This is a genomic window from Lentzea cavernae (assembly GCF_014653695.1).
Lineage (GTDB): Bacteria > Actinomycetota > Actinomycetes > Mycobacteriales > Pseudonocardiaceae > Lentzea > Lentzea cavernae.
Genome location: NZ_BNAR01000004.1, coordinates 1 through 20,115 on the forward strand (window position 1 = coordinate 1; position 20,115 = coordinate 20,115).

A 20,115-nucleotide genomic window follows, 5' to 3' on the forward strand; every position below is an offset into this window, starting at 1 on the left:
CACGGCAAAGAGACCAGATCCAGCAACCCGCGACCCCGCCGAACAGGTTAAAACTCAAGCTAGGTGCTGTCCTGCAAGTTCGTTCAGTGAGAGGCGCGGGCGAGCGACCCGGAGACGGTGCCGCCGCCACGCCCTCATACCGGGCCGTATCCGGGCGTTGCGGCGGTGCCGTCTCCGGGGCCCTCGGCCGCCACTGTCGCCCAACGAACTCGCAGGACAGCGCCTAGCTCTTGCGGCGGCGAGGTGCGGCCGACCGCGGTGGGGTCGAGCGCATGTGGTCGCGCACCGGCGCGAGCAGTCCGGCGAGGGTGTGGACGTCGTCGCGGGAGAGCGGTTCGAAGAGCAGTCCGCTGACGACCTCGACGTGTCCGGGCAGCACCGCCGCGAGCAGCGTGCGTCCGGCTTCGGTGATGGTCACCGTGACGCTCCGCTCGTCGTCGGCGGACGGCGTGCGTTCGGCCAGGCCCGCCTTCTCCAGCAGCCCCACCTGGTAGGTCAGGCCGCTGCGGCTGTAGACGACGCCGTCGGCCAGGTCGGTCATGCGGTGGCTGCCCGTCGGCGAGTCCCCCAGCCGCGCCAGCAGCTGGAACTGCACGTAGCTCAGGTCCCCGGCGTCCTTGAGCTGCTGCTCGACCGCGTGGCGCAGCAGGCTGGTCACCTCGACGAGGGCGAAGTAGGCGCCGAGCTGGACGGGGTCGAGCGACGGCGGTGAGTCGGCCATGGCGCCAGCTTACTGCTTCGAATTCGAAGGAGCAGTTGGGCAGCGCTGGGCACGGGTGAGCACCGCGAGGCGTGGCGGCCGGGCAGCGGCGCACACCAGGGTCTGCAGGCAGGAGGCGGCGCCGCCGTCCCCACCGACCCCCGAGGACGACCTTGAGCATCCCTCACCTCGCCCAGCGGGAGGACCAGCAACAGCTCGAATGGATCGGCGGCAGCGTGTTCAGCGTCCTGCTCGACGCCGAGGCGACCGGAGGGCAGCTGACCGTCGGGCGCTTCGACGCCGCGCTCGGCGAGGCGCCGCCGTGGCACATGCACACCAACGAGGACGAGGTCTTCCTCCTGCTGTCCGGTTCCGCGCTGGTGTGGGCCGGCGACGAGGAGCACGAGCTGCGCGAGGGCGGCATCGTCTTCCTGCCGCGCCGCATCCCGCACAGCTACCGGATCACCTCCGAGAAGGCCGACCTGCTGCTCATCTCGACCCCCGGCGGACTGGAGAAGATGTTCCGCCACGCGGGTCGCGACCTGCGCGAACCGCGCCCCGAGGGGTTCGCGATCCCGCAGTCGCTGCTCGCGGAGGCCGCCGAGATCTCCGGCAACGTCGTGCTGGGCCCTCCGCGCTGACCTCCGGCGTGCCGCACGTCACTTTGCTTCGAATTCGAAGTAGGTCTACTGTCAGTTCCAGATGCTTCAAGTTCGAAGCAAAGTTGAGGGAGAGAAGCCATGAAGGCAGTGCGTTTCCACGAGTTCGGCGGTCCCGAGGTCCTGCGGTACGAGGACGTGGAGCAGCCCGTCGCCGGAGCCGGTGAGGTCCTGGTCCGCGTCACGGCCACGACGTTCAACCCCGTCGAGGGCAACATCCGCCTCGGCGTCATGCAGGGGCCGATCCCCGTCGAGCTGCCGCACACCCCCGGCCTCGACGTGGCCGGCACGGTCGACGCGCTCGGCGAGGGCGTCGAGGGCTTCGCGGTCGGCGACGAGGTCGTCGGCTTCCTGCCGATGACCAAGCCCGGCGCGGCGGCCGAGTACGTCCTCGCACCGGCAGAAGCGCTGACCCCGGCCCCCAAGGGCATCCCGCTGGCCGACGCCGCCGCGTTGCCGCTGGTGGGCCTCACCGCCTACCAGGCGCTCTTCGACCACGGCCGGCTCGAGGCCGGGCAGCGCGTGCTGGTCAACGGCGCGGGCGGACCGGTCGGCGGCTACGCCGTCCAGCTGGCCAAGCAGGCCGGTGCCCACGTGATCGCCACGGCCAGCCCTCGCAGCGCCGAGGCCGTGCGGACCGCCGGCGCCGACGAGGTCGTCGACCACACCTCCACCAGCGTGCTCTCGGCGGTGGCCGAACAGGTCGACCTCGTGCTGAACCTCGCGCCGGACCCCGAGGTCCTGGCCGGGCTGGTCACGCTGGTCCGCCCCGGCGGAGCCGTCGTCAACACGACGATCTGGATGCCCGCGCCGACCGACGAGGACCGCGACGTGCGCGGCGTCAACCTCTACGTCCGCAGCGACGCCGAGCAGCTGGCGAAGCTGGTGGCGCTGGTCGACTCCGGCGACCTGCGGGTCGACGTGGCCCAGCGCGTGCCGCTGACCGACCTGTCCGAGGTGCACGTCCAGGCCGCTTCGGGTGGCGTGCGCGGCAAGGTCGTCATCCTCGTCTCCGCCTGACGGCCCCCTGTGCCGGGTTCACCTCACCGCGACGAGCCGTGCGGTCGCCGTTCCCCTGCGGAACGGGAAGGTGTGAGCGCCGCTGACGACCACCGACCGCGCGTCCGGCGCGGCGGTGGTCAGGTGGTCGACCAGCGGCTGAGGGGAGAACGCGTCGTGCTTGCTCCGAGCCAGCGGCACCGGGCGCAGTTCGCCGACTCCAGCGGTCTCAGCGCGTTGGCTCACAGCCGGTCACTCGTCGACGACCGCGATCGCGCGCACCGGCATCGTGCCCATCCCCACGACCGGCATCGGCAGAGCCGTGAAGCGGGCACCTCGCGGGGGCACCTGCTCCAGGTTCGTCAGGTGCTCGACGATCGGGATGCCGGCACCCAGCAGCCCCTGGTGCGCCGGACGGTTCAGATCGGTGGCGTCGTCGATGTTGAGCGAGTCGATCCCGACCAGCGCGGGCTCCACCTCGATGAGCGCGCCGACGACGTCCGCGGTGATGAAGGGATGTCCGTTCTGGTAGGCGTCCGTGCCCCAGTTCCGGGACCAGCCCGTGTGGAACAGCACCGCGTGTCCCTTGAACTCCGGGAGGATCGGATCGCCGAGCCGCACCACGGCGACGGGCACGTCCACGACTCGCTCCAGCGGCAGTCCCGCCGTGTCGTAGCCGCCCGAGTGGTAGTGCGACGGCGTGTCCAGGTAGGTGCCGGTGTTCGCGATCAGGTCGATCTGCCCGATCTCGAACGACACGCCGGGCCCCATGCGGGCCGCGGTGTCGTCCCGGCTCACGTAAGTGGTGACACGAGGCGGCCTCATACCGCCCATCGTCACCATGCCGTCGACGATGGGGTGGCTGAGGTCCACGATTCGGCGCATGCGCAACATTGTTGACCATCGCCGAGCGACGGGCTTCGAGGGTCCACTGAGGACTCGCCCCGGCGATCAGGCGAGGAGCTTGCGGATGACCTCGGTGGCGGTGTCGATGTCCGGCGGGGCGCCCGTGATGACGTCGGAGTAGCAGAAGGACTCGGCGAGCCGCACCACCGCGTACGCCAGTTTGGTCGCCGGGATCTCCGACGTGTCGTCGCCGCGTTCGGCGCGGATGAGGTCGGCGAGTCCGGTCACGAGGCGGTGCTGCACGACCCCCTTCTGCGAGGTCAGCACTCGCAGTGCGGTCTCGGGGTCGCGTTCGAGCAGAGCGCGCAGGGCCGGTGAGCCGACGGTGTCGCGCATCGCCTGGTCGAGCACCGCCACCACCCTGGTCATGCCCCGTTCCGGGCTGGCCTGCCACAGGCGCGCCCACGCCCGGTGCGTGATGGCCCACAGCACCTCGCCCAGGACGCGGTCGCGGTCGCCGTGCCGCCGGTAGAGGGTGGCCCGGCCGATGCCGGACTCGGTGGCGAGGTCGCCCATGTCGATGCGGCTCTCGCGGAGGAACTGCCGCAGCGCGCGGGCGATGACCGGGTCCACCTCGGGCTCGGTGGTGAGGTCCGTGTTGGCCGCGGCGTGAGACAGCATGTATAAAGTGTCTCACTGAGACATTCAGACGGAATGTCTCACCCTGCGCGAGGAGGACCGCATGCGGCGGGTATGGGGCATGCTGCCGTTCGTCCTGGTCGGGGTCGCGTTGCTGCTGGCCCCGGCCACGGCGGGGCTCGCCTGGTGGAACCTGGTGGTGCAGGTCGTGCTGTTCACCGCGGCGGCGGCGATCCCCGGGCACCTGACCCGGCACGTGTCGTACGTCGACGTGGCGTGGCCGTGGGGTCTGGTGGGCATCGGCCTGGTCACCGTCCTCACGTCCGGTCCGCTCACCGCGACGACGGTCGCGATCGCCGCCGTCTACCTCGTGATGGGGGCGCGAATGGGGCTGTGGAGCCTGGTGCTGACCGTGAAGCACGGCTGGTGGAGGCCCGGCTCCCCCAAGGCCGAGCTCCCCCGCTACCAGTACCAGCGGCGGCGCTGGGAGCGACAGGGGTTCCGCAGCGAGGCGTGGTCCGTGCAGTACGAGATCTGGTTGCAGGGGCTGGCGAACGCGTCGGTGCTGGCCGTTCCCGCGTTCCTCGTCGCCGCCGACCACGATCGGCAGCTGTCGTTCTGGTCCGTGGCCGCCCTGGTCCTGTGGGCCGCGTCCTACGTGCTGGAGTCGGTGGCCGACAGGCAGAAGCAGCGGTTCGCCGCCCGCGGCCGGCGGGAAACCTGCGACCAGGGGCTGTGGGGCTACAGCAGGCACCCGAACTACTTCTTCCAGTGGATGCAGTGGAACTCCCTGGCGCTGCTCGCACTGCCGTCACTGTTCGCCCGGTTCCAGGACACCACGCCGCTGGTGGCCGCGGTGCTGGCCCTGGGCCTGTTCTTCGCCTCCTGGACGTTGTACGTGACGCTGACCAAGCACACCGGCGCCCGGCCGGCCGAGTACTACAGCCTGCGCAAACGGCCGGACTACGCGCAGTACCAGGCCACCACCAACATGTTCTTCCCCGGTCCTCGCAAGACCGCGCACGTGAGCGCGTCCGACTAGAAGGCGTACCGGACGCGCAGGTACGGGGCGTGCTCCTCGACGAGCGCGAGGAACGAGTCGAGGAGCTCCCGCTTGAGCCCCCGCCGGTAACGGACGTTGATCCCGCCGCCCTCGCTGCGCTTGACCTCCTGCAGCTCCGGGCGCCACAGGAGGTCCTCGGCCTTCGGGTGCCAGCGCAGGTTGACCTCGTGCAGCTGCTGGTTGTGGGTCAGCATGATCACCTCGGCCGCCAGCTGGTCGCGCGTGGCGGGCGAGGTCGCGTCCCCGAGCGACTCGAGCAGCTGCCGCCAGTCCTCGAGCCAGCCGTCGTGCACGACGACCGGGCTGAGGTTCACGTGCACCTCGTAGCCCGCCTCGCGGAAGTCCTCGAGGGCGGCGAGGCGTTCCGCGATCGGGGTGGTGCGGATGTCGAGCAGTTTCGCGGTGCTCTCGGGCATCAGCGAGAACCGGATACGCGTGCGGCCCCGCGGATCCCACCCCAGCAGGTCGCGGTTGACGTACTTCGTCGCGAAGGACGCCTTGGCGGTGGGCAGGCCGCGGAACAGCCGCACCAGGTCCCGCACGTTGTCGCTGACCATCGCGTCCACCGAGCAGTCGGAGTTCTCGCCGATGTCGTAGACCCACGCCCGGTCGTCGATCTGGCCCGGCTCGGTCATCGGGCCCTGCCTGCCGACGTGACGGGTCAGGTAGCCGGTGATCTGCTCGATGTTCGCGAACACCGTGATCGGGTTCGAGTACCCCTTGCGCCGGGGCACGTAGCAGTAGGCGCAGGCCATCGCGCACCCGTTGGCCGTGGACGGGGCGATGAAGTGCGCCGAGCGCCCGTTGGGCCGCGCGCTGAGCGACTTCTTCACCCCGAGCACCAGCGCTTCGCGTTTGATCCGCACCCACCGCCGCGCGTTGGCCTCGTCGCCGTGCAGCTCGGGGATCTGCCAGTGGCTGTCGACCTCGACCCGGTCCGCGTCGGGAAACCTGTCGAGCACCTCACGGCCCCGCGGCAGCAGCGCGGCGGCAGGCTCCACGTAGATCCGGGTCGGGCTCAGCAGCGGTGTCGAGGTGCTCACCCTTGCAGTGTCCGGACGACACCGACAAAAACGCCGCTTGCACCGACCGCGGTGGTGGCCGTCACCGTCAGTGCGCTCCAGCCGGCACCGGGGACCGGACACCGCGGACGAGCAGGTAGAGCATCAGGCCGAACTCGGCCAGCGACGTGGGCACCGACACCAGATCGCGGACCAGGCCGGGCGCGCCGGGCAGGGCGAACGCGATCACCGGATCGGCGATCCACGCGAAGCCGCCGACGACGAGCAGCACGCCCAGCGCCTTCGGGAACAGGGCGGAGCGCAGGGCGAGATAGCCCATGGGCAGCAGCCACAGACCGAAGAACACGCCTCCGAGGGTGTAGCCGTACCCGTGCAGGTCGAGCAGCAGCAACGCGAGGTCGTCGGAGTACGCGGGATCGGTGGCCACTCGCAGGGCTCCGAAGTGGAACGCGAGGTTGAGCAGGATGGAGCCCGCGCCGACCGAGACGAAGACCAGGAGCGCTGTCGCGGCGCGTTCGTCGACGTGGTGCAGCAGCCGGTGCAGGGCGAGCCCCAGGAAGGCGAAGACCACCGCCATCAGCACGTCCGCCGCGAGACCCCAGCGGAAGAGCGCTTCGTGCGCCACGAGGTTCGCCGCGGTCGTGGCGGGATCGCCGGGCACGTGCACGCTGTCGCGCACGACCAGCTCCGCCCACGTGCCTAGGACGACGAGTGCCAGGTACAGCAGACCGGCTGCTCTCGCGAGTGTCGTGGGCTTGGTCATGGAATCTCCTCGGGGCGCGCTGTGATGACGCCGCCAACGTTGTCCTGGCCGGGCCCCGGGCAACTCCCCATCGGGGCTCGGCCTTCTCCACCCCGAGGTGGAGGCGGTCGAGCCTTGCGACGGATCTGCGTCCCGCTTCGCGCCCTCTACGCTTCGGCCATGCCGGAACTGCCGCGTCCGTGGTCCCGCGCCTGGCGCTACCTGCTCGCGGCGGCCGTCGGCGTGGCGGCGTGGTGCGCCATGACCGCGGTGGTGCTGTCCGGGCCGTTGACCGCAACCCAACAGGACGTCGTGGGCGCCGTGCTGGTGTTCGACCTCGTGGTCGGCGCGGTGACGCTCGCGCTCCTGCCTCTGCGGCGGCGCCATCCTCTGGCCGTGGCGTGCTTGACGAGCGCCGCCTGTGCCGTGTCGGTGACGAGCATGGGCCCGGCCGCGCTGGCCGTCGCCTCACTGGCCACACGGCGGCGACGGGTGCCGATCGCCGCGGCCGTGTTCCTCGCGGGCTCGCTCATGTCCGAGTTCGTCTACCAGCCTCGTTTCCTGTTCACCGAGGTCAGCGGCGTCGGGGCGGCAGGCGGCGTCGTGCTCGGCGGAGCCTTCTTCGCCGCCGCCGCGGCCACCGGCTACTACGTCGCCGCCCGCCGCGACCTGCTCGACTCGCTGCACGAGCGCGCCCTCACCGCCGAACGGGAGCAGGCCCTGACCGCGACGGTCGCCCGCGAGGCGGAGCGGAACCGGATCGCCCGGGAGATGCACGACGTGCTGGCGCACCGCATCTCCATGGTGGCGCTGCACGCCGGCGCGCTCACCTACCGCGAGGACCTCGACCGCGCGCAGACGGTCGAGACGGCGCAGACCATCCAGGAGAACGCCCGGCTCGCTCTGGCCGAACTCCGGGAGGTGCTGGGCGTCCTGCGGGCGGGCGACCCCGCGGACACCTCGGCCGGGAGTCCGACGCTCTCGCAACTGCCCGCGCTGCTCGCCGACGCGCGGGAGGCCGGGTCGGAGGTCCGCCTCGACAGCGGCGGCCTGCTCGCCCACCGGTTCCCGGAGACCTTGTCCCGCACGGCTTTCCGCATCGTGCAGGAGGCCCTGACCAACGCCCGCAGGCACGCACCCGGCGAACCCGTCGCCGTGCGGCTCACCGGCGCCGCCGGAGGTGTGCTCGAAGTGGAGGTCCGCAACCCGTTGTGCGAGCAGGTGAACGCGGCAGCGCCGGGAGTGGGGCTCCTGGGGCTCGCGGAGCGCGCCGAACTCGCGGGCGGGACCTTCGCCCACGGGCCACGCCCGGACGGGTCGTTCGTCGTGACCGCGAGGCTGCCGTGGCAGAGCTGAACAAGGTGCGGTTGGTCGTCGTCGACGACGACCCGCTGGTGCGAGCCGGTCTGCTGATGATCCTGGGCGGCGCCGAGGACGTCGAGGTCGTCGGCGAGGCGTCCGACGGGCACGACGCGGTCGACGTCGTCGTGCGCGCACGCCCGGACGTCGTCCTGATGGACATCCGCATGCCCCGGATGGACGGCCTGGCCGCCACCCGCCGGCTGCGCGACCGCGGATCGCCGGCCAGGGTCATCGTCCTGACCACCTTCGACACCGACGAACTCGTCCTCACGGCACTGCGCGAGGGCGCGGCGGGATTCCTGTTGAAGGACACCAGACCCGCCGACATCGTCGCCGCCGTGCGCCGCGTCGCGCTCGGCGAACCGATGCTCTCGCCGAGCGTCACCAGCAGGCTCATCGCCGTGGCCACCAGGCAGGGCGACGGCTCCCGGCAACGCAAGGCCCGCGCCCTGCTCGCCCGGCTGACGGAACGCGAACGTGAGGTCGCCCGCGCGGTCGCCGAGGGGTTGTCCAACGCCGAGATCGCCGACTCGCTGCACCTCGGCCTGGCCACGGTCAAGACGCACGTCGGGAGCGTGTTCGCGAAGCTGGAGGTCACCAACCGCGTCCAGGTCTCCCGGTACGTGCACGACGCCGCATCGGTGTCCGAGGCCGACGAGGCTTGACTTCAGTCAACACTGAAGCAATAGAGACCATCACGCGTGCCCGAGCAGGTGCGCGCTCTCCTCGGCCCGCCGCAACGCACCGAGCAACGCGGCCCGCCCGGTGTCGTCGATGTCGCGGGTCAAAGCGTCCGTCGCGATGTCTCCGCCCTGCCGCAGTTCGTCGACCAGCGCACGGTGGACGGCAGCCATGCTCGCGGCGTCGAAGTCGGGGCGGACGAAGGTGAGCAGCAACCGCACCTCGTCCTCGCAGCGCCGGTAGCTGTCGAGCAGGTGCCGGTTGCCGGCGGCCGCGACGATCGCCCGATGAATGGCGCTGTGCACGCTCGTCAGCTCCCGCCACGACGGCTGCGGCGAGCGCTCGGCCAACGCCTCGAGGCGCTCGATCTCGACCAGCACCGGCTCCAGGTCCGCCCCGGCGGCCAGCGCCATCCGCAGCGCGCCCAGTTCGAGCACCTTGCGGTAGTCGAAGATCTCGTCGATGCGGGCTTTGCTGAGCGGCGCGACCACCGCTCCCCTGTGCCGTTCGTGGGCCACCAGCCCGCGCTCGACGAGCAGCCGCAGCGCTGAGCGAACCGTGTGCCTGCCGACGTCGAACCGCGCGGCCAGGTCCTCCTCCCGGAAGCGGGTGCCCACCGGGTGCGCGCCGTCGAGCAGCTCACCGCGCAGAGCTGCAGCGATCCGCTCGGGAGCTGCCATGACGTTGTCCACGCCTCGGATTGTGTCACAATCGCAGAAAGGTTGTTCTACGATCCAGTTCTGGGCTGAGTCACAATGGGGAGCACAATGCAGATCGAAGACGTGCGCGTGTACGGCGAGTCCGGTCCCCCGGTGCTGCTCCTGCCCGGCGGCGCCGAGTCCTGCGACGGCTTCTTCCCCGGTCTGCGCGAGGGCCTGACGACCAGGGCCCAGGTGGTCGAACACGACCGGCCGGGCACCGGGACGTCCACCGCGGACGGTTCGCTCGCCGGCGCCACCGCCGCGCTCAGCGCACTCGTCGAACGGCTGGACCGCGGCCCGGTCGTCGTGGTCGGCCAAAGCCTCGGCGGCGCCGTGGGAGTGCTGCTCGCCCGTGACCACCCCGAGCAGGTGGCGGGCCTGGTGCTGCTCGACCCGACACCGATCAACGACGCCCGCACCTGCAAGAACGTCGAACGCACGGCAAGCGTGCTCGCCAAGCTGGCGGCGGTGCCCGGCGTCCGTCGCCTGCTCGCATCGGGGCTGCGCGCCGCCGCGCTCCGCAACACCGGCGACCTCCGCCCCGACTGCGCCGCGGCGCTCGCACGGACGGCGAACCTCGACCTCCCGACGCTGGGCCGCGCGGTCCGCGGCCTCACCGACCTCGCCCGCGGCCTGCGGGAGTCCGACCTGCCCCAGCGCCCGGCCGTGGTGGTGACGGCCGACCGCGCACCGGACCACGCGGTCCACCTGGCCCACCGCCGCCTGGCCACCGCGTTCGGCGGCGAGATCCGATGCTGGCCCGGCGCAACGCACAGTGTGCACCTCGACCACCCCGACGAGGTCCTGGCGACCGTGCGCGAACTGGTCGACCTGGTGGCCGCGGCCACGTGAGCCACCCGCCGACCCCATCACCTGGGTTGAGCGGCTCCCCCGCGGGAATGTCCCCGAGGTTCACGACCGATCTCCCGGCGAGGTGAACTGCGCATGGCGGCCTCCGCACGTGGCATGCCCTCGGTGGCCGCGTCCAGCACCTGGCACGACGCAGACGACGTGCGGCCCGGCTGAGACGGTTCTGGCACGTGCTGTGGGTGGACGCCGCGTGGATGGAACAGAGCCTGATGCCCCAGTCATGTCCTTCGTGGACCGGACCGCGTCAGGTCGGCTGTTCGCCCGACGGCAACGCCGTCTGCATGTTGATCTCGCGCTGGTCGGCGTCCGCGTCGCGCTGCCGCACAAGCTGTTCGCGGTCGTCGAGGGCCGCGCCGCGGCGGCGTTGCGCGGCCTCGGACTCCCCCAGTTCGGCCTCGCGGCCGTCCAGTCCTCTCCGGAGTTCGTCCAGCTGTTCCTCGCGGCGGTCCAGGGCGCGGTCGCGTGCGTCGCCGGGCGCCCTCGACAGGGCGTCTGCCGAGGCGGCCACCTCGGCGTCGATCTCGGCCTGCTGACGGATCTCGTCGCCCCTGTCGCCCGGCCTGCTCATCCGCTCATTTGACCACCCGTGGCGTGGAACGCGAAGTTCGTGACGGCGCAAGGAACAGCGGGGTCAGTGGTTCGCCAGTCGCAGGACCGTGGTCGCGAGCACGTTGATGCCGGCCGTGCACGCCTCGGGAGTGGAGTACTCGCGGGGGTTGTGGCTGATGCCGTCGTACTCGCCGCGCACGAAGACCATGGCCGTCGGGGTGATCGCGGCCATCTCCTGCGCGTCGTGGCCCGCCCCGGACATCAACCGCATCGTGTCGTGCCCGAGGTCAGCGCAGGCGGCCGCGATCACGTCCTGCACGCCCTCGTCGAACGGGACGTGCGTCGTCTTGGCCATTCGCCTGGTCTCGACCCGCAGGCCCGGCTGGGTCCCGGGCAGCGTGGTGAGGAACGCGGCCAGGTCGGCTTCCGCCTCGGCCATGTGCGCGTCGTCGGGGTTGCGCAGGTCGACGGTCAGCTCGGCGCGGTCGGGCACGACGCTGGGCAGTCCCGGTGACGTCCTGAGGTGGCCGACGGTCGCCCGCAACCGGCCGTAAGCGCCGGAATCGACCATCTCGCGGAGCTTCACGACGATCTGCGCGGCGGCGAGGCCCGCGTCCGCCCTCAGTTCCGTCGGGGTGGTGCCGGCGTGGGCCGCGCGGCCGTGGACGGTGACCTTCTGCCACGAGATCGCCTGCACGCCGGTGACCACGCCGACGTCGTAACCCTGCTCGGCCAGCACCGGTCCCTGTTCGATGTGGCACTCCACGTAGGCGTGCGGCGGGTCCAGGCGCACCGGGCGGTCGCCCCGGAAGCCGATGCGGACCAGTTCGTCGCCGAACCGCAGCCCCTGTTCGTCGACCAGGTCGTAGGCGTAGTCGAGCGTCAGGCGTCCCGCGGCGACCGCGGAGCCGAGCATGTCGGTGCCGAACCGGACCCCCTCCTCCTCGGTCCAGGCGGTGACGACGATCGGGCGCCGGGTGGTGATGCCCGCGTCGTTGAGGGAGCGCACGACCTCCAGCGCCCCGAGAACGCCGAGGCAGCCGTCGAACGCGCCGGCTGTGGCGACCGAATCGATGTGCGAGCCGGCCAGCACGGGGGCGAGCCCCGGCTCGGAGCCCTCGCGGCGGCCGAAGAGAGAGCCCATCTCGTCGATGGTGACGTCGAGTCCGGCGGCGGTCATCCACTCGATCACGAGCCGGCGGCCCGCGGCGTCCGCGTCGGTCAGCGACTGCCGGTCGACCCCGGTCAGCCCGGTCGCCTCGTCGGAGTACGCGCCGATCTCCGCCAGCTCCATCAGCGAATCCCACAACCGCTCGCCGTTCACGGTCAGCAGCGTGCTCAGCACATCAGTCATGGCGCCCACGCTAGGAAGCGACTCACGATGAACCCAGACCACGAGTTCGACTGATACTCATGACGGAAAACGACGGGAGGCCGGGATGTACAACGTGCGGCGACTGCGCCTGCTGCGCGAACTGAGCCACCGCGGCACCCTGGCCGCCGTCGCCGAGGCGTTGGGGCACAACCCCTCGTCGGTCTCCCACCAGCTCACGATGCTCGAACGCGAGGTCGGCGTCCGCCTGCTCGAACCCGCCGGGCGCAAGGTCCGGCTCACCGCGGCGGCGCTCGTGCTCGTCGAGCACACCGAGACCATCCTGCTCGAGCTCGAACGGGCGGAGGCCGCCATGGCCGCCACCCGCACCGAGGTGACCGGCACGATCCGGATGGCGACCTTCCAGACCGCGGGCCACGCCCTGATGCCCGCCGCCATCGCGACCCTCGCGGCCACCTACCCCGGGTTGGACGTCGACCTCACCCACGTCGACGCCGAACAGGCGCTGCCCGCGCTCGTCGCCCGTGAGTTCGACCTCGTCCTGCACGAGCAGTACCCCGGCGCGCCCGTGCCGCCCATCACCGGCGTCACCGTCGACCGGCTCGCCGAAGACCCGATGCTGCTCGCCACCCCCGCCGGCGTCACCACCCTCGACCAGGCCGCACGGCTGCCCTGGGCCATGGAACCGGAGGACACCCGCGCCGGCGCCTGGGCCAGGTCCGTCTGCCGCGCCGCGGGGTTCGAGCCGCTGGTCCGCTACCGGTCGTCGGACGTGCTCCTGCACCGCGAACTCGTCCGCCACGGACTGGCCGCGTCGCTCCTGCCCGAGCTGGTGCTCACCGACGCGTCCGGGCTGCGCGTGACACCGCTGCCCGGTGCCCCCTGTCGATCGATCATGCTCGCCGTCCGCACCGGCAGCCTCACCACCCCAGCGTTGACCGCCGTGATCGACGTTCTGAAGACACTGCGGTGATAGCGCGCAGAACGTAGCCGGGTCCACTTTCGAGTGGTTGTGACGCGTCGAGGAAGATTCCCCTCCCCGTCGGCTATCCCTCCCGCAGTCAACCGGAGGTGCCTCGATGCGGGTGGACAACGGCCGTTTGCGTGATCGCGTGGCCTCGCGGAAGCGCTGGTGCCTCGTCGCGGTGATGTCCATGGCGGCGACGAGCTGCACCGGCGGACCGTTCGGACTCATGTCCCACGGCACGTCCGGTGCGCTGACGGCCGACGTGGCCGCACCCTCCGAGAAGACCGCCGTGCTGGACGCCGAACCGGGTCCGGCCTCCGCGATCGCCATGAGTTCTGCCCTCTTCCGCAGCGCTCCCGTCGTGGTCGTCGCAGCGGAGTCGGACCCGGCGGCCTCGGCCGGAGCGGGCACTCTCGCGAAACGGCTGGGGGTCCCGGTGCTCCAGATCCCCGCTGCGAAGGACTCCGCTCCTGAACAGCACTCCACGGCCGTGCGCGACGAGGTGAAGAGGTTGTCGCCCAAGGCGGTGCTCACCGTCGGCGTCGAGGCGCGCCGTGAGGTCCAGGCGTGGGCGGGGACGATCGAGGTGGTGGGGATCGACGCACGGGGAGGCGACGTCTCCACGGACCTGCCCGCGGGGCTGCCGGACGTCGAGCCCGCCCACCCCGTGGACGTGACGGTGCTGGCGGACACCGACCGGGACGACGTCGCCGCGATCGCCACGGCACGGGCGGCGGGCGCGCGGATCGTCGAGGTGCGCGGCACCGATCCGAGAAACGACCAGGCCGTGATGGACGCGTTGCACGCGGAGCCGTCCGGCGCGTTGCTGGCGCTGGGCAAGGACTTCGGCCCACCGGACCGGCTGCGCAAGCGGGTGGACGCGGTGGTCAGCGGCGGCGCGCTGCCCGGCGGCGGGCAGGTCCTCTTCCCCGGCAGGATGCTGGTCTGCCTCTACGGACACCCGGAAGGTCCCGCGCTCGGCGCACTCGGCGAACAGGACCTCGACGGCACCATCGCGCGCGCGAAGAAGCTGGCCGCCGAGTACGAGCCGCTCAGCGACGTGCCCGTCGTGCCGACCCTGGAGATCATCGTCACCGTCGCCCACGGCTCGCCCGGACCGGACGGCGACTACTCGGGCGAGTCCGACGTCGAGTCGTTGCGCCCGTGGGTGGAGAAGGCGGGCAAGGAAGGCCTGTACGTGATCCTGGACCTGCAGCCGGGCAGGGCCCGCGTGGTGGACCAGGCCAAGCGGTACGCGCCGTTGCTGGAGATGCCCCACGTCGGCCTGGCCGTCGACCCGGAGTGGAAGCTCGGGCCGGACCAGGTGCCGCTGCAGCAGATCGGCGGTGTCGACGCCTCGGAGATCAACGAGGTCACGGCCTGGCTCGCGGACCTGACCGCTGCCAAGTCCCTGCCCCAGAAACTGCTCGTGGTGCACCAGTTCCAGCTCACGATGGTGCGGAACGAGCAGGCGCTCGACACCAGCCGTGACGAGGTGCAGCTGCTGATCCACATGGACGGTCAGGGCACGACCGGGCAGAAGGTGTCCACGTGGGAATCCGTCGTGGGAGCCCGGCCGGGCGACCTGCCGATGGGCTGGAAGAACTTCTACGACGAGGACAAGCCGATGCTCACGCCGAAGCAGACCATGGCTTACGAACCGAAGCCGTCGATGGTCTCCTACCAGTGAGCCGGAGATCAGTCGGTCACCTGACTCCGCTGGACCTCAGGTGTCTTCCGGCGTTGCGCTGTGCCCCACGCCCACCCGGCCACCAGCGCGCACGCCAGCGCACCGGTCATGTGCCCGAGTCCCAACGCGACCACGGTCAGCAGCCCCGCGACGACCATGAGGGCCGTGCAGGCGTAGCCGTGACGTCCGCGCTTCACCGGCCAGTCAACGCTTTTCAGGGTCTGGGCGAGTTTCGGATCGTCGTCGCTGAGTCCGCGTTCGATCTCGCACAGCGTCTCGCGTTCACGGTCACTGAGCACGGCGCACCTCCACGGTCGCCCGCCCGTAGGGCACCGCGTTCAGCAACGTGACGGAGACCAGAGCACCGCCGGGTGTCCGGTAGGTGCGCTGTTCTCCTTGCCCGGCACCGTGAACCGCCGCTCCCAACGGCGAGTCCGGCGAGAAGACGTCCATCGTGCCGTGCTCCGCGCCGCGTGCGCCGAGCAGGAACGTCTCAGTCTCGCCGGTGTCGTCGAAGCGGACGGTGAGGAGCATGCCGGGTTCGGCGACGCCGTCGTCCGGAGGGTCCTCGCCCACGACCGCCTTGGTGAGCAGGTCGTTGATCTGGCGGATGCGCGCCTCCCGGTCCCGCCGGGACGCGAAGCCCGGATCGTCGTCGGGGCTGCTGCGGGGCGGCGCGAGCAGGGCAGCGAGTTCGTTGCGGAGCCGGTGGTGCGCCTGCGGTGTGAGCCACACGCGCGGGGTCGTGCTCGTCATGATGCCTCCGTGGCAGGAGTAGGTGCCGTCAGGGCGGTCTGGGGGGAGGCGCCGCCCTGACGGCGGGGGTGTCCGTGTCGGCCGGGTTCGGTCGGCCCGCGACCCGCACGGACAGGAAGGGGGTCAGTGGTGGCGTTCGCCGCGCAGCACGGCTTCGAAGTCGTGGGCGTAGCCGGACGCCACGCGCAGGAGGATGTCGCGCTGGACGCGGAGGAAGTCGTTCTCCTGGCGCAGCCACGTCAGTTCGGCCCGCTCGTCGCCGGTCAGCGGGGGTTCGGCCGTCACCTGAGCGGGTCGAACTCGCGCAGGGCGGCGGGTTGTTTGCCGGTGGTGATCTGCTCCGCCAGCAAGCGCCCGGTGACGGGCCCCTGGGCCAGACCCCACATGCCGTGCCCGCCGGCGACGTACACACCCGGCGTGCGCGTCGCGCCGATGAGCGCGCGGCCGTCCGGGGTGACCGGGCGGGGACCCACCCAGACGTCGGTGCGGTCCTCCCACGACACGCCGTCCAGCAACGGCCGCACCGAGGCGATGATCGCGTCCACCCGCGCCTCGTCCACCGGCGCGTCCGGCCGGCGGAACTCCATCGTGCCCGCGACCCGGAGACCGCCCCGGTAGGGCGTGCACGCCACGCGCACCTCCGGCAGGTACACCGGACCGGGAACCGGCCTGCGCACGGGCACGGTGAACGAGTACCCGCGCCCGGCCCGGACCGGGGTCCGGACGCCGAAGCGTGCGGCGAGCCCCGGCAGCCAGGCGCCGGTGGCCAGCACGGCCACGTCGGCGGTGAGCGTGTCGTCCCGCGTCCGCACAACCACACCGGCGCCGTCCTCGCGGACGCCGGTCACCTCGGAAGAGAGGATCGTGGCACCGCGGGCGACCACGGCGCGTCCGAGTGCCTGGACGAACCCTCCGGGGTCGGCGAAGCGCTGCCCGTCGATGCGCACACCGACGGCGAGGGCGGAGGACGTCAGCGGGACCTGGTCGCGCAGGTCCGTTGTGGACAGCCGGGTGTGGTCGACCCGTTGCCCGGCGGCGGCGAGCCGTTCCAGCTCGCGCACCAGGCCCTGCGCCTGCGTGGCGGAGGTGAAGGCCGCGGTGATCGGGGCGTCCACGGTGGGGGCGTCGACGCCGTTGGCGGTGAGCACCTCGTAGGCCTCGATGCTCTCCTCGTTGAGAGGGAGGTTCGCCTTCGCGACCCTGGTCCACGACGACCACCGGCAGTGGGCGGCGAAGCGCGTCAGGAAGGACCAGAGCTTCGGGTCCGCGGTCAGCGGGATGTGCAGCGGCGCGGCCGGGTCGAACAGGGACCGCAGTCCGTAGCGCAGGACCGACGGTTCGTTCAGCGGGATCGCGAGCCCCGGCGCGATCCACCCGGCGTTGCCCCAGGACGCACCGGCGGCGACACCCGTCCGGTCGACGACCGTCACCTCGATACCGCGCTCCTGCAGGAACCACGCCGTGGACAGGCCGACCACACCAGCACCGACCACCACCGCCGAGCGCGGACCGCCGTCAAGGCGTTCGACGCCGTTCATCCCGACCTCCTGTCATCGCTTCCCTCGATGCCAGGATGCTGTGGTTACGACGGCTACCGCTTGTCCGTTTCCTACAATCGCGGATCAGCGGTTGTAGGAATCCGACACCGTCGCCGCGAGGTCGATCATCATCGCGACGCGCTTGGCGGGGTCGTCCAGACCGAGGCTGGTCATCTCGCTCATCTTCCGGAGCCGGTTGCGCACGGTGTTGCCGTGGACGCCGAGCCGTTCACCGGCGACCGCCAGGTCCCCCTGCGCCTCGAGCCAGGCGCGCAGCGTCGCGACGTAGTCGGTGCCGTGTTCGCCGTCGTGCCGGCGCAGGTCCGCGACCGGGCCGCGCGCCGAGGCCCGGCCGACCCGTGCGGCGGTGCGCAGGCGCTGGAGCAGGATCTCGTCCCACGACTCGTCGTACGCGGGCGGTGCCGTGCCACCCGCCCGCACCTCGTGCAGCGCCAGGCACTCGTCCGCCTCCTGGCGGGCCGCGGGAAGGTCGGCGGGCTCGGCGACCGCGCTGATCCCCGCCACTGTGATCACGTTGGCCGGAAGGGCCGCCCTCAACGCGGCCAGCCAGTCCCGCGCGGCCGCGACCTGCTCGCCCGGCAGGACCGTGTAGATGCTGTTGCCCGCCAGCGCACTGCGTCCCGGCCGCGACCAGCCGAACCCGGTGGTCGCCTGTTCGAACGCCAGCAACACGGCCGCGTGCCGCTCGTCGCCGACGTGGGCGCGCACCGCGACCACCCTGGCGGGCCCCGGCGGCAGCCCGAGCTGGCTGATCACGGTCGCGGCGTCCGCCGTGCCCTCCAGCAGCCGCAGCACCCAGTCCGACTCCACCTGGCGTTCCAGGTCGGCACTGGCCCTCAACCGCAGCAGGTGCAACGCGACGATCCGGGCGCCGTCGGTCAGCGCCGTGAGCCGGGCGCCCTGCAGCGGGGCCGGGCACGCCACCCAGATCGCCCCCAGCAGCTCCCTGCCGACCCTGACCGCGACCACCATCCGCCCGGTCAGGCCGCGTGCGGGCTCCCCGGAGACGAACAGCGGCTCGTCGGACGCCAGCAGGTGCGTCCGCACTCCCGCCGCGTCGAACAGCTCCCGCACCCACGCGGGCACCTGCCGGCCCATGATGGTCTCCAGCCGCGCCGCGTCGACCTCCTGCTGCGGGCCGGAGTAGGCGAGCACGCGCAACAGCGGGTCCTCGATGGTCACGGCACCACCGGTGGCGGTGGCGAGGCTGTCGGCCAGCGCGAACAGGTCGGTGGGGCCGCGTCCCGACTCGGTCTCGCGGCCCTCCAGCACCAGGCCGTAGACGACACCGGCGAGCTGGCTCCACGACAGGGCCGGATCCGCCAGCATCACCGCGACGCCCTCGGCCTCCCCCACCGCGACGGCGTCCGCCAGCAGGTCCTCTCCGCCCCGCACGAGCACGACGACGGCACGCGCCGACACCGCCTCGCGCACCGCCTCGGCCACCGACCCGGCGCCGACGGCGAGGTACACGTCGCCGACCTCGGGCCGGTCGTCGGCGGCGTCGCGCAACACCACCCCGCGCAGCTCCGCCGACCGGGACACCGGGCAGCAGCACAACCGGACCCCGTACCCGCCGAGCACGTTGACCAGACGGTCCAGCCTCACCATCAGCGAACTCCCTGCCGCGCCACGGGCGTCACCGTAGCCGCCGGGGTCGTCGCGGGCAGCGCCGACCAGCCGGGTCAGGACGGGTCGAACTCCGGGATGAGCTCCCCGATGAGCCTGATGCTCGTCATCACCTCGTCCGCCCCGATCGGCCCGATCTGCTGCAGGCACATCAACCGGTCGATCCCGAGGTCCGCGTACGCCCGCAGCTTCTTGCGGCACGTGTCCGGGCTGCCGACGATCAGCGACTGCTGCGCCGACAGCACCTCGAACACCTCGTCCTCCGGCACGTCCTCGCCCTGGATGATCCGGCCGATCACCAGCTGCGCCTCGGTGGGGGCGGCGTCCACCTCGGCGCGCAGGAAGTCGCCGGTGAGCCCGCCGTCGCCGGCCGCGAGGACGTCCTGGTGGCGTTGCATGGTCGCGGCGAACTCGGCGGCGGCGTTGAAGAAGCGCAGCGCCGTCACCGTGTACCAGGCCGCGGCGGCCGCGGCCCCGTTGCGCATGGCCTGCTCGTCGGTCTCGGCGCAGTGCACGAAGGTGAAGTAGGCGACCTGGTCGTTGACGAACGACCCGACCGGCGAGGTGCACTGAGCGGCGGCCGCGCGGTAGAGGTCGATCATGCGGGCGACCCGGTCGAGGGACTCCCAGATCGTCGTTCCCAGCACGCCGACGCCACGACGACCGGCCTCCTCGAACGACGTGGGCGACGCGGCGGCCTGCCACAGCGGCGGGTGCGGGCTCTGCAGGGGTTTCGGGACGATCGAGACGTCGGAGACGTCGTAGTGCTCACCGGTGTGGGAGAAGCGGTCGGTGGTCCACATCTTCGGCACCATCTCGAACGCCTCGGCGGTCTGGGCGCGCGCGTCGGCGGGCTCGACGCCGAAGAGGTTCCACTCGGGGATGGTGGAGCGGGTGAGGCCGAGCTCGACGCGGCCGCCGCTGAGGTGGTCGAGGGTGGCGGCGCGCTCGGCGACGCGGATCGGGTGGTTGAAGCGGCCGGGCGCGAGCACGGCGGCGTGGCCGAGGCGGATGCGGGAGGTCTGCTGGGACAGGGCGGCGAGCATCAGTTCGGGCGCGGAGGACAGGCTGAACTCGCCCGCGCCGTGGTGCTCGACCTGCCACCAGCAGCCGTAGCCGAGCTCGTCGGCGAGGCGGGCCTGGTCGAGGGCCTGGCGGAAGCGGAACTGCTCGGGGGCAGGGCCGGGGTTCTGGATCTCGTTGAACAGGTCGATCTTCATCGGCACACCCTCACCTCGCGCGGACACCAAGGCCGATGTCTCCGTGAGCGATCGGGTCGTTACGCGGGGCTACGCAGGAACGCCCGAACGGAGCAGCCCCGGCTGACCGGGACCGCTCCGGGGCGTCG

General features: G+C 71.8%; 23 protein-coding genes. 8 read left to right on the forward strand and 15 right to left on the reverse strand.

From position 1 onward, the window contains the following. Positions 1–223: 223 nt before the first annotated feature. On the reverse strand, positions 224–721 hold the full coding sequence (locus IE307_RS14185) for a MarR family winged helix-turn-helix transcriptional regulator (RefSeq protein ID WP_191298404.1): 498 nt from the start codon (positions 719–721) through the stop codon (positions 224–226). Between the two features lie 152 nt (positions 722–873). Between IE307_RS14185 and IE307_RS14190 the strand changes: the two genes are divergently transcribed. Beyond that, complete coding sequence (locus IE307_RS14190; protein ID WP_191298405.1) at positions 874–1,341, forward strand: cupin domain-containing protein; 468 nt, start codon at positions 874–876, stop codon at positions 1,339–1,341. 99 nt (positions 1,342–1,440) lie between these two features. Then, positions 1,441–2,379 (forward strand): NADP-dependent oxidoreductase, encoded by a 939-nt coding sequence (locus IE307_RS14195; protein ID WP_191298406.1) that lies wholly within the window; start codon positions 1,441–1,443, stop codon positions 2,377–2,379. Between the two features lie 18 nt (positions 2,380–2,397). On the opposite strand, the gene IE307_RS14200 is transcribed toward IE307_RS14195, so the two are convergent. From IE307_RS14200 to IE307_RS14210, 3 genes are all read right to left on the reverse strand, one after another. Next, entirely contained in the window at positions 2,398–2,604 is a 207-nt protein-coding gene (locus IE307_RS14200) for a hypothetical protein (RefSeq protein WP_191298407.1), read from the reverse strand. A gap of 6 nt (positions 2,605–2,610) precedes the next feature. Further along, positions 2,611–3,243 (reverse strand): cyclase family protein, encoded by a 633-nt coding sequence (locus IE307_RS14205; protein WP_229904704.1) that lies wholly within the window; start codon positions 3,241–3,243, stop codon positions 2,611–2,613. A gap of 66 nt (positions 3,244–3,309) precedes the next feature. Then, complete coding sequence (locus IE307_RS14210) at positions 3,310–3,885, reverse strand: QsdR family transcriptional regulator (protein WP_191298409.1); 576 nt, start codon at positions 3,883–3,885, stop codon at positions 3,310–3,312. A gap of 61 nt (positions 3,886–3,946) precedes the next feature. Between IE307_RS14210 and IE307_RS14215 the strand changes: the two genes are divergently transcribed. Next, positions 3,947–4,885: a DUF1295 domain-containing protein gene (locus tag IE307_RS14215; protein WP_191298410.1), complete on the forward strand. Its 939-nt coding sequence runs from the start codon at positions 3,947–3,949 to the stop codon at positions 4,883–4,885. On the opposite strand, the gene IE307_RS14220 is transcribed toward IE307_RS14215, so the two are convergent. Together IE307_RS14220 and IE307_RS14225 are read right to left on the reverse strand one after the other, a co-directional pair. Next, positions 4,882–5,949 (reverse strand): spore photoproduct lyase family protein, encoded by a 1,068-nt coding sequence (locus IE307_RS14220; protein WP_229904705.1) that lies wholly within the window; start codon positions 5,947–5,949, stop codon positions 4,882–4,884. The two genes, IE307_RS14215 and IE307_RS14220, sit on opposite strands and share 4 nt — an antisense overlap. Before the next feature lie 67 nt (positions 5,950–6,016). Beyond that, positions 6,017–6,691, reverse strand: a complete 675-nt coding sequence (locus IE307_RS14225) for a DUF4386 domain-containing protein (protein ID WP_191298411.1) — start codon at positions 6,689–6,691, stop codon at positions 6,017–6,019. 159 nt (positions 6,692–6,850) lie between these two features. Here IE307_RS14225 and IE307_RS14230 point away from each other — a divergent pair, with 159 nt between their 5' ends. Next, positions 6,851–8,026, forward strand: coding sequence for a sensor histidine kinase (locus IE307_RS14230; RefSeq protein ID WP_191298412.1), 1,176 nt, complete (start codon positions 6,851–6,853; stop codon positions 8,024–8,026). Then, positions 8,014–8,697, forward strand: a complete 684-nt coding sequence (locus IE307_RS14235; RefSeq protein WP_268250373.1) for a response regulator — start codon at positions 8,014–8,016, stop codon at positions 8,695–8,697. Before IE307_RS14230 ends, IE307_RS14235 begins: the two co-directional genes overlap by 13 nt. 30 nt (positions 8,698–8,727) lie before the next feature. Here the strand turns inward: IE307_RS14235 and IE307_RS14240 are convergent, their stop codons facing one another. Beyond that, on the reverse strand, positions 8,728–9,405 hold the full coding sequence (locus IE307_RS14240) for a GntR family transcriptional regulator (RefSeq protein WP_191298413.1): 678 nt from the start codon (positions 9,403–9,405) through the stop codon (positions 8,728–8,730). A 75-nt stretch (positions 9,406–9,480) separates the two neighbouring features. On the opposite strand from IE307_RS14240, the gene IE307_RS14245 reads away from it, so the two are divergent. Continuing rightward, the gene (locus IE307_RS14245; RefSeq protein ID WP_191298414.1) at positions 9,481–10,266 is read left to right on the forward strand and encodes an alpha/beta fold hydrolase; all 786 of its coding nucleotides are present in this window, start codon (positions 9,481–9,483) and stop codon (positions 10,264–10,266) included. A 262-nt stretch (positions 10,267–10,528) separates the two neighbouring features. On the opposite strand, the gene IE307_RS14250 is transcribed toward IE307_RS14245, so the two are convergent. Together IE307_RS14250 and IE307_RS14255 are read right to left on the reverse strand one after the other, a co-directional pair. Then, on the reverse strand, positions 10,529–10,852 hold the full coding sequence (locus IE307_RS14250) for a hypothetical protein (protein WP_191298415.1): 324 nt from the start codon (positions 10,850–10,852) through the stop codon (positions 10,529–10,531). A 63-nt stretch (positions 10,853–10,915) separates the two neighbouring features. Further along, the gene (locus tag IE307_RS14255) at positions 10,916–12,187 is read right to left on the reverse strand and encodes a M20 family metallo-hydrolase (RefSeq protein ID WP_229904706.1); all 1,272 of its coding nucleotides are present in this window, start codon (positions 12,185–12,187) and stop codon (positions 10,916–10,918) included. Positions 12,188–12,272: 85 nt separating this feature from the next. Here IE307_RS14255 and IE307_RS14260 point away from each other — a divergent pair, with 85 nt between their 5' ends. After that, a complete protein-coding gene (locus IE307_RS14260) occupies positions 12,273–13,139 on the forward strand; it encodes a LysR substrate-binding domain-containing protein (protein ID WP_191298416.1) in 867 nt (288 codons plus the stop codon). A gap of 106 nt (positions 13,140–13,245) precedes the next feature. Continuing rightward, positions 13,246–14,823, forward strand: coding sequence for a hypothetical protein (locus tag IE307_RS14265; RefSeq protein ID WP_191298417.1), 1,578 nt, complete (start codon positions 13,246–13,248; stop codon positions 14,821–14,823). 8 nt (positions 14,824–14,831) lie between these two features. Here the strand turns inward: IE307_RS14265 and IE307_RS14270 are convergent, their stop codons facing one another. From IE307_RS14270 to IE307_RS14295, 6 genes are all read right to left on the reverse strand, one after another. Continuing rightward, positions 14,832–15,122 (reverse strand): DUF3040 domain-containing protein, encoded by a 291-nt coding sequence (locus IE307_RS14270; RefSeq protein ID WP_191298418.1) that lies wholly within the window; start codon positions 15,120–15,122, stop codon positions 14,832–14,834. After that, positions 15,112–15,579, reverse strand: a complete 468-nt coding sequence (locus IE307_RS14275; protein WP_191298419.1) for a GreA/GreB family elongation factor — start codon at positions 15,577–15,579, stop codon at positions 15,112–15,114. Before IE307_RS14275 ends, IE307_RS14270 begins: the two co-directional genes overlap by 11 nt. A 123-nt stretch (positions 15,580–15,702) precedes the next feature. Next, positions 15,703–15,864 (reverse strand): hypothetical protein, encoded by a 162-nt coding sequence (locus IE307_RS14280; RefSeq protein WP_191298420.1) that lies wholly within the window; start codon positions 15,862–15,864, stop codon positions 15,703–15,705. Beyond that, on the reverse strand, positions 15,861–17,117 hold the full coding sequence (locus IE307_RS14285) for an NAD(P)/FAD-dependent oxidoreductase (RefSeq protein ID WP_191298421.1): 1,257 nt from the start codon (positions 17,115–17,117) through the stop codon (positions 15,861–15,863). The genes IE307_RS14280 and IE307_RS14285 overlap by 4 nt, the downstream gene beginning before the upstream one ends. Positions 17,118–17,201: 84 nt before the next feature. Further along, positions 17,202–18,749, reverse strand: coding sequence for a PucR family transcriptional regulator (locus IE307_RS14290; protein WP_191298422.1), 1,548 nt, complete (start codon positions 18,747–18,749; stop codon positions 17,202–17,204). Positions 18,750–18,823: 74 nt separating this feature from the next. Then, positions 18,824–19,987, reverse strand: coding sequence for an LLM class flavin-dependent oxidoreductase (locus IE307_RS14295; protein WP_191298423.1), 1,164 nt, complete (start codon positions 19,985–19,987; stop codon positions 18,824–18,826). Positions 19,988–20,115 lie beyond the last annotated feature (128 nt).

Coding starts and splice junctions, on each gene's coding strand:
- IE307_RS14185 (WP_191298404.1), bottom strand. CDS start 721: ATGGCCGACTCACCGCCGTCGCTCGACCCCGTCCAGCTCGGCGCCTAC.
- IE307_RS14195 (WP_191298406.1), top strand. CDS start 1,441: ATGAAGGCAGTGCGTTTCCACGAGTTCGGCGGTCCCGAGGTCCTGCGG.
- IE307_RS14205 (WP_229904704.1), bottom strand. CDS start 3,243: ATGCGCCGAATCGTGGACCTCAGCCACCCCATCGTCGACGGCATGGTG.
- IE307_RS14210 (WP_191298409.1), bottom strand. CDS start 3,885: ATGCTGTCTCACGCCGCGGCCAACACGGACCTCACCACCGAGCCCGAG.
- IE307_RS14215 (WP_191298410.1), top strand. CDS start 3,947: ATGCGGCGGGTATGGGGCATGCTGCCGTTCGTCCTGGTCGGGGTCGCG.
- IE307_RS14225 (WP_191298411.1), bottom strand. CDS start 6,691: ATGACCAAGCCCACGACACTCGCGAGAGCAGCCGGTCTGCTGTACCTG.
- IE307_RS14230 (WP_191298412.1), top strand. CDS start 6,851: ATGCCGGAACTGCCGCGTCCGTGGTCCCGCGCCTGGCGCTACCTGCTC.
- IE307_RS14245 (WP_191298414.1), top strand. CDS start 9,481: ATGCAGATCGAAGACGTGCGCGTGTACGGCGAGTCCGGTCCCCCGGTG.
- IE307_RS14250 (WP_191298415.1), bottom strand. CDS start 10,852: ATGAGCAGGCCGGGCGACAGGGGCGACGAGATCCGTCAGCAGGCCGAG.
- IE307_RS14255 (WP_229904706.1), bottom strand. CDS start 12,187: ATGACTGATGTGCTGAGCACGCTGCTGACCGTGAACGGCGAGCGGTTG.
- IE307_RS14260 (WP_191298416.1), top strand. CDS start 12,273: ATGTACAACGTGCGGCGACTGCGCCTGCTGCGCGAACTGAGCCACCGC.
- IE307_RS14265 (WP_191298417.1), top strand. CDS start 13,246: ATGCGGGTGGACAACGGCCGTTTGCGTGATCGCGTGGCCTCGCGGAAG.
- IE307_RS14275 (WP_191298419.1), bottom strand. CDS start 15,579: ATGACGAGCACGACCCCGCGCGTGTGGCTCACACCGCAGGCGCACCAC.
- IE307_RS14285 (WP_191298421.1), bottom strand. CDS start 17,117: ATGAACGGCGTCGAACGCCTTGACGGCGGTCCGCGCTCGGCGGTGGTG.
- IE307_RS14290 (WP_191298422.1), bottom strand. CDS start 18,749: ATGGTGAGGCTGGACCGTCTGGTCAACGTGCTCGGCGGGTACGGGGTC.
- IE307_RS14295 (WP_191298423.1), bottom strand. CDS start 19,987: ATGAAGATCGACCTGTTCAACGAGATCCAGAACCCCGGCCCTGCCCCC.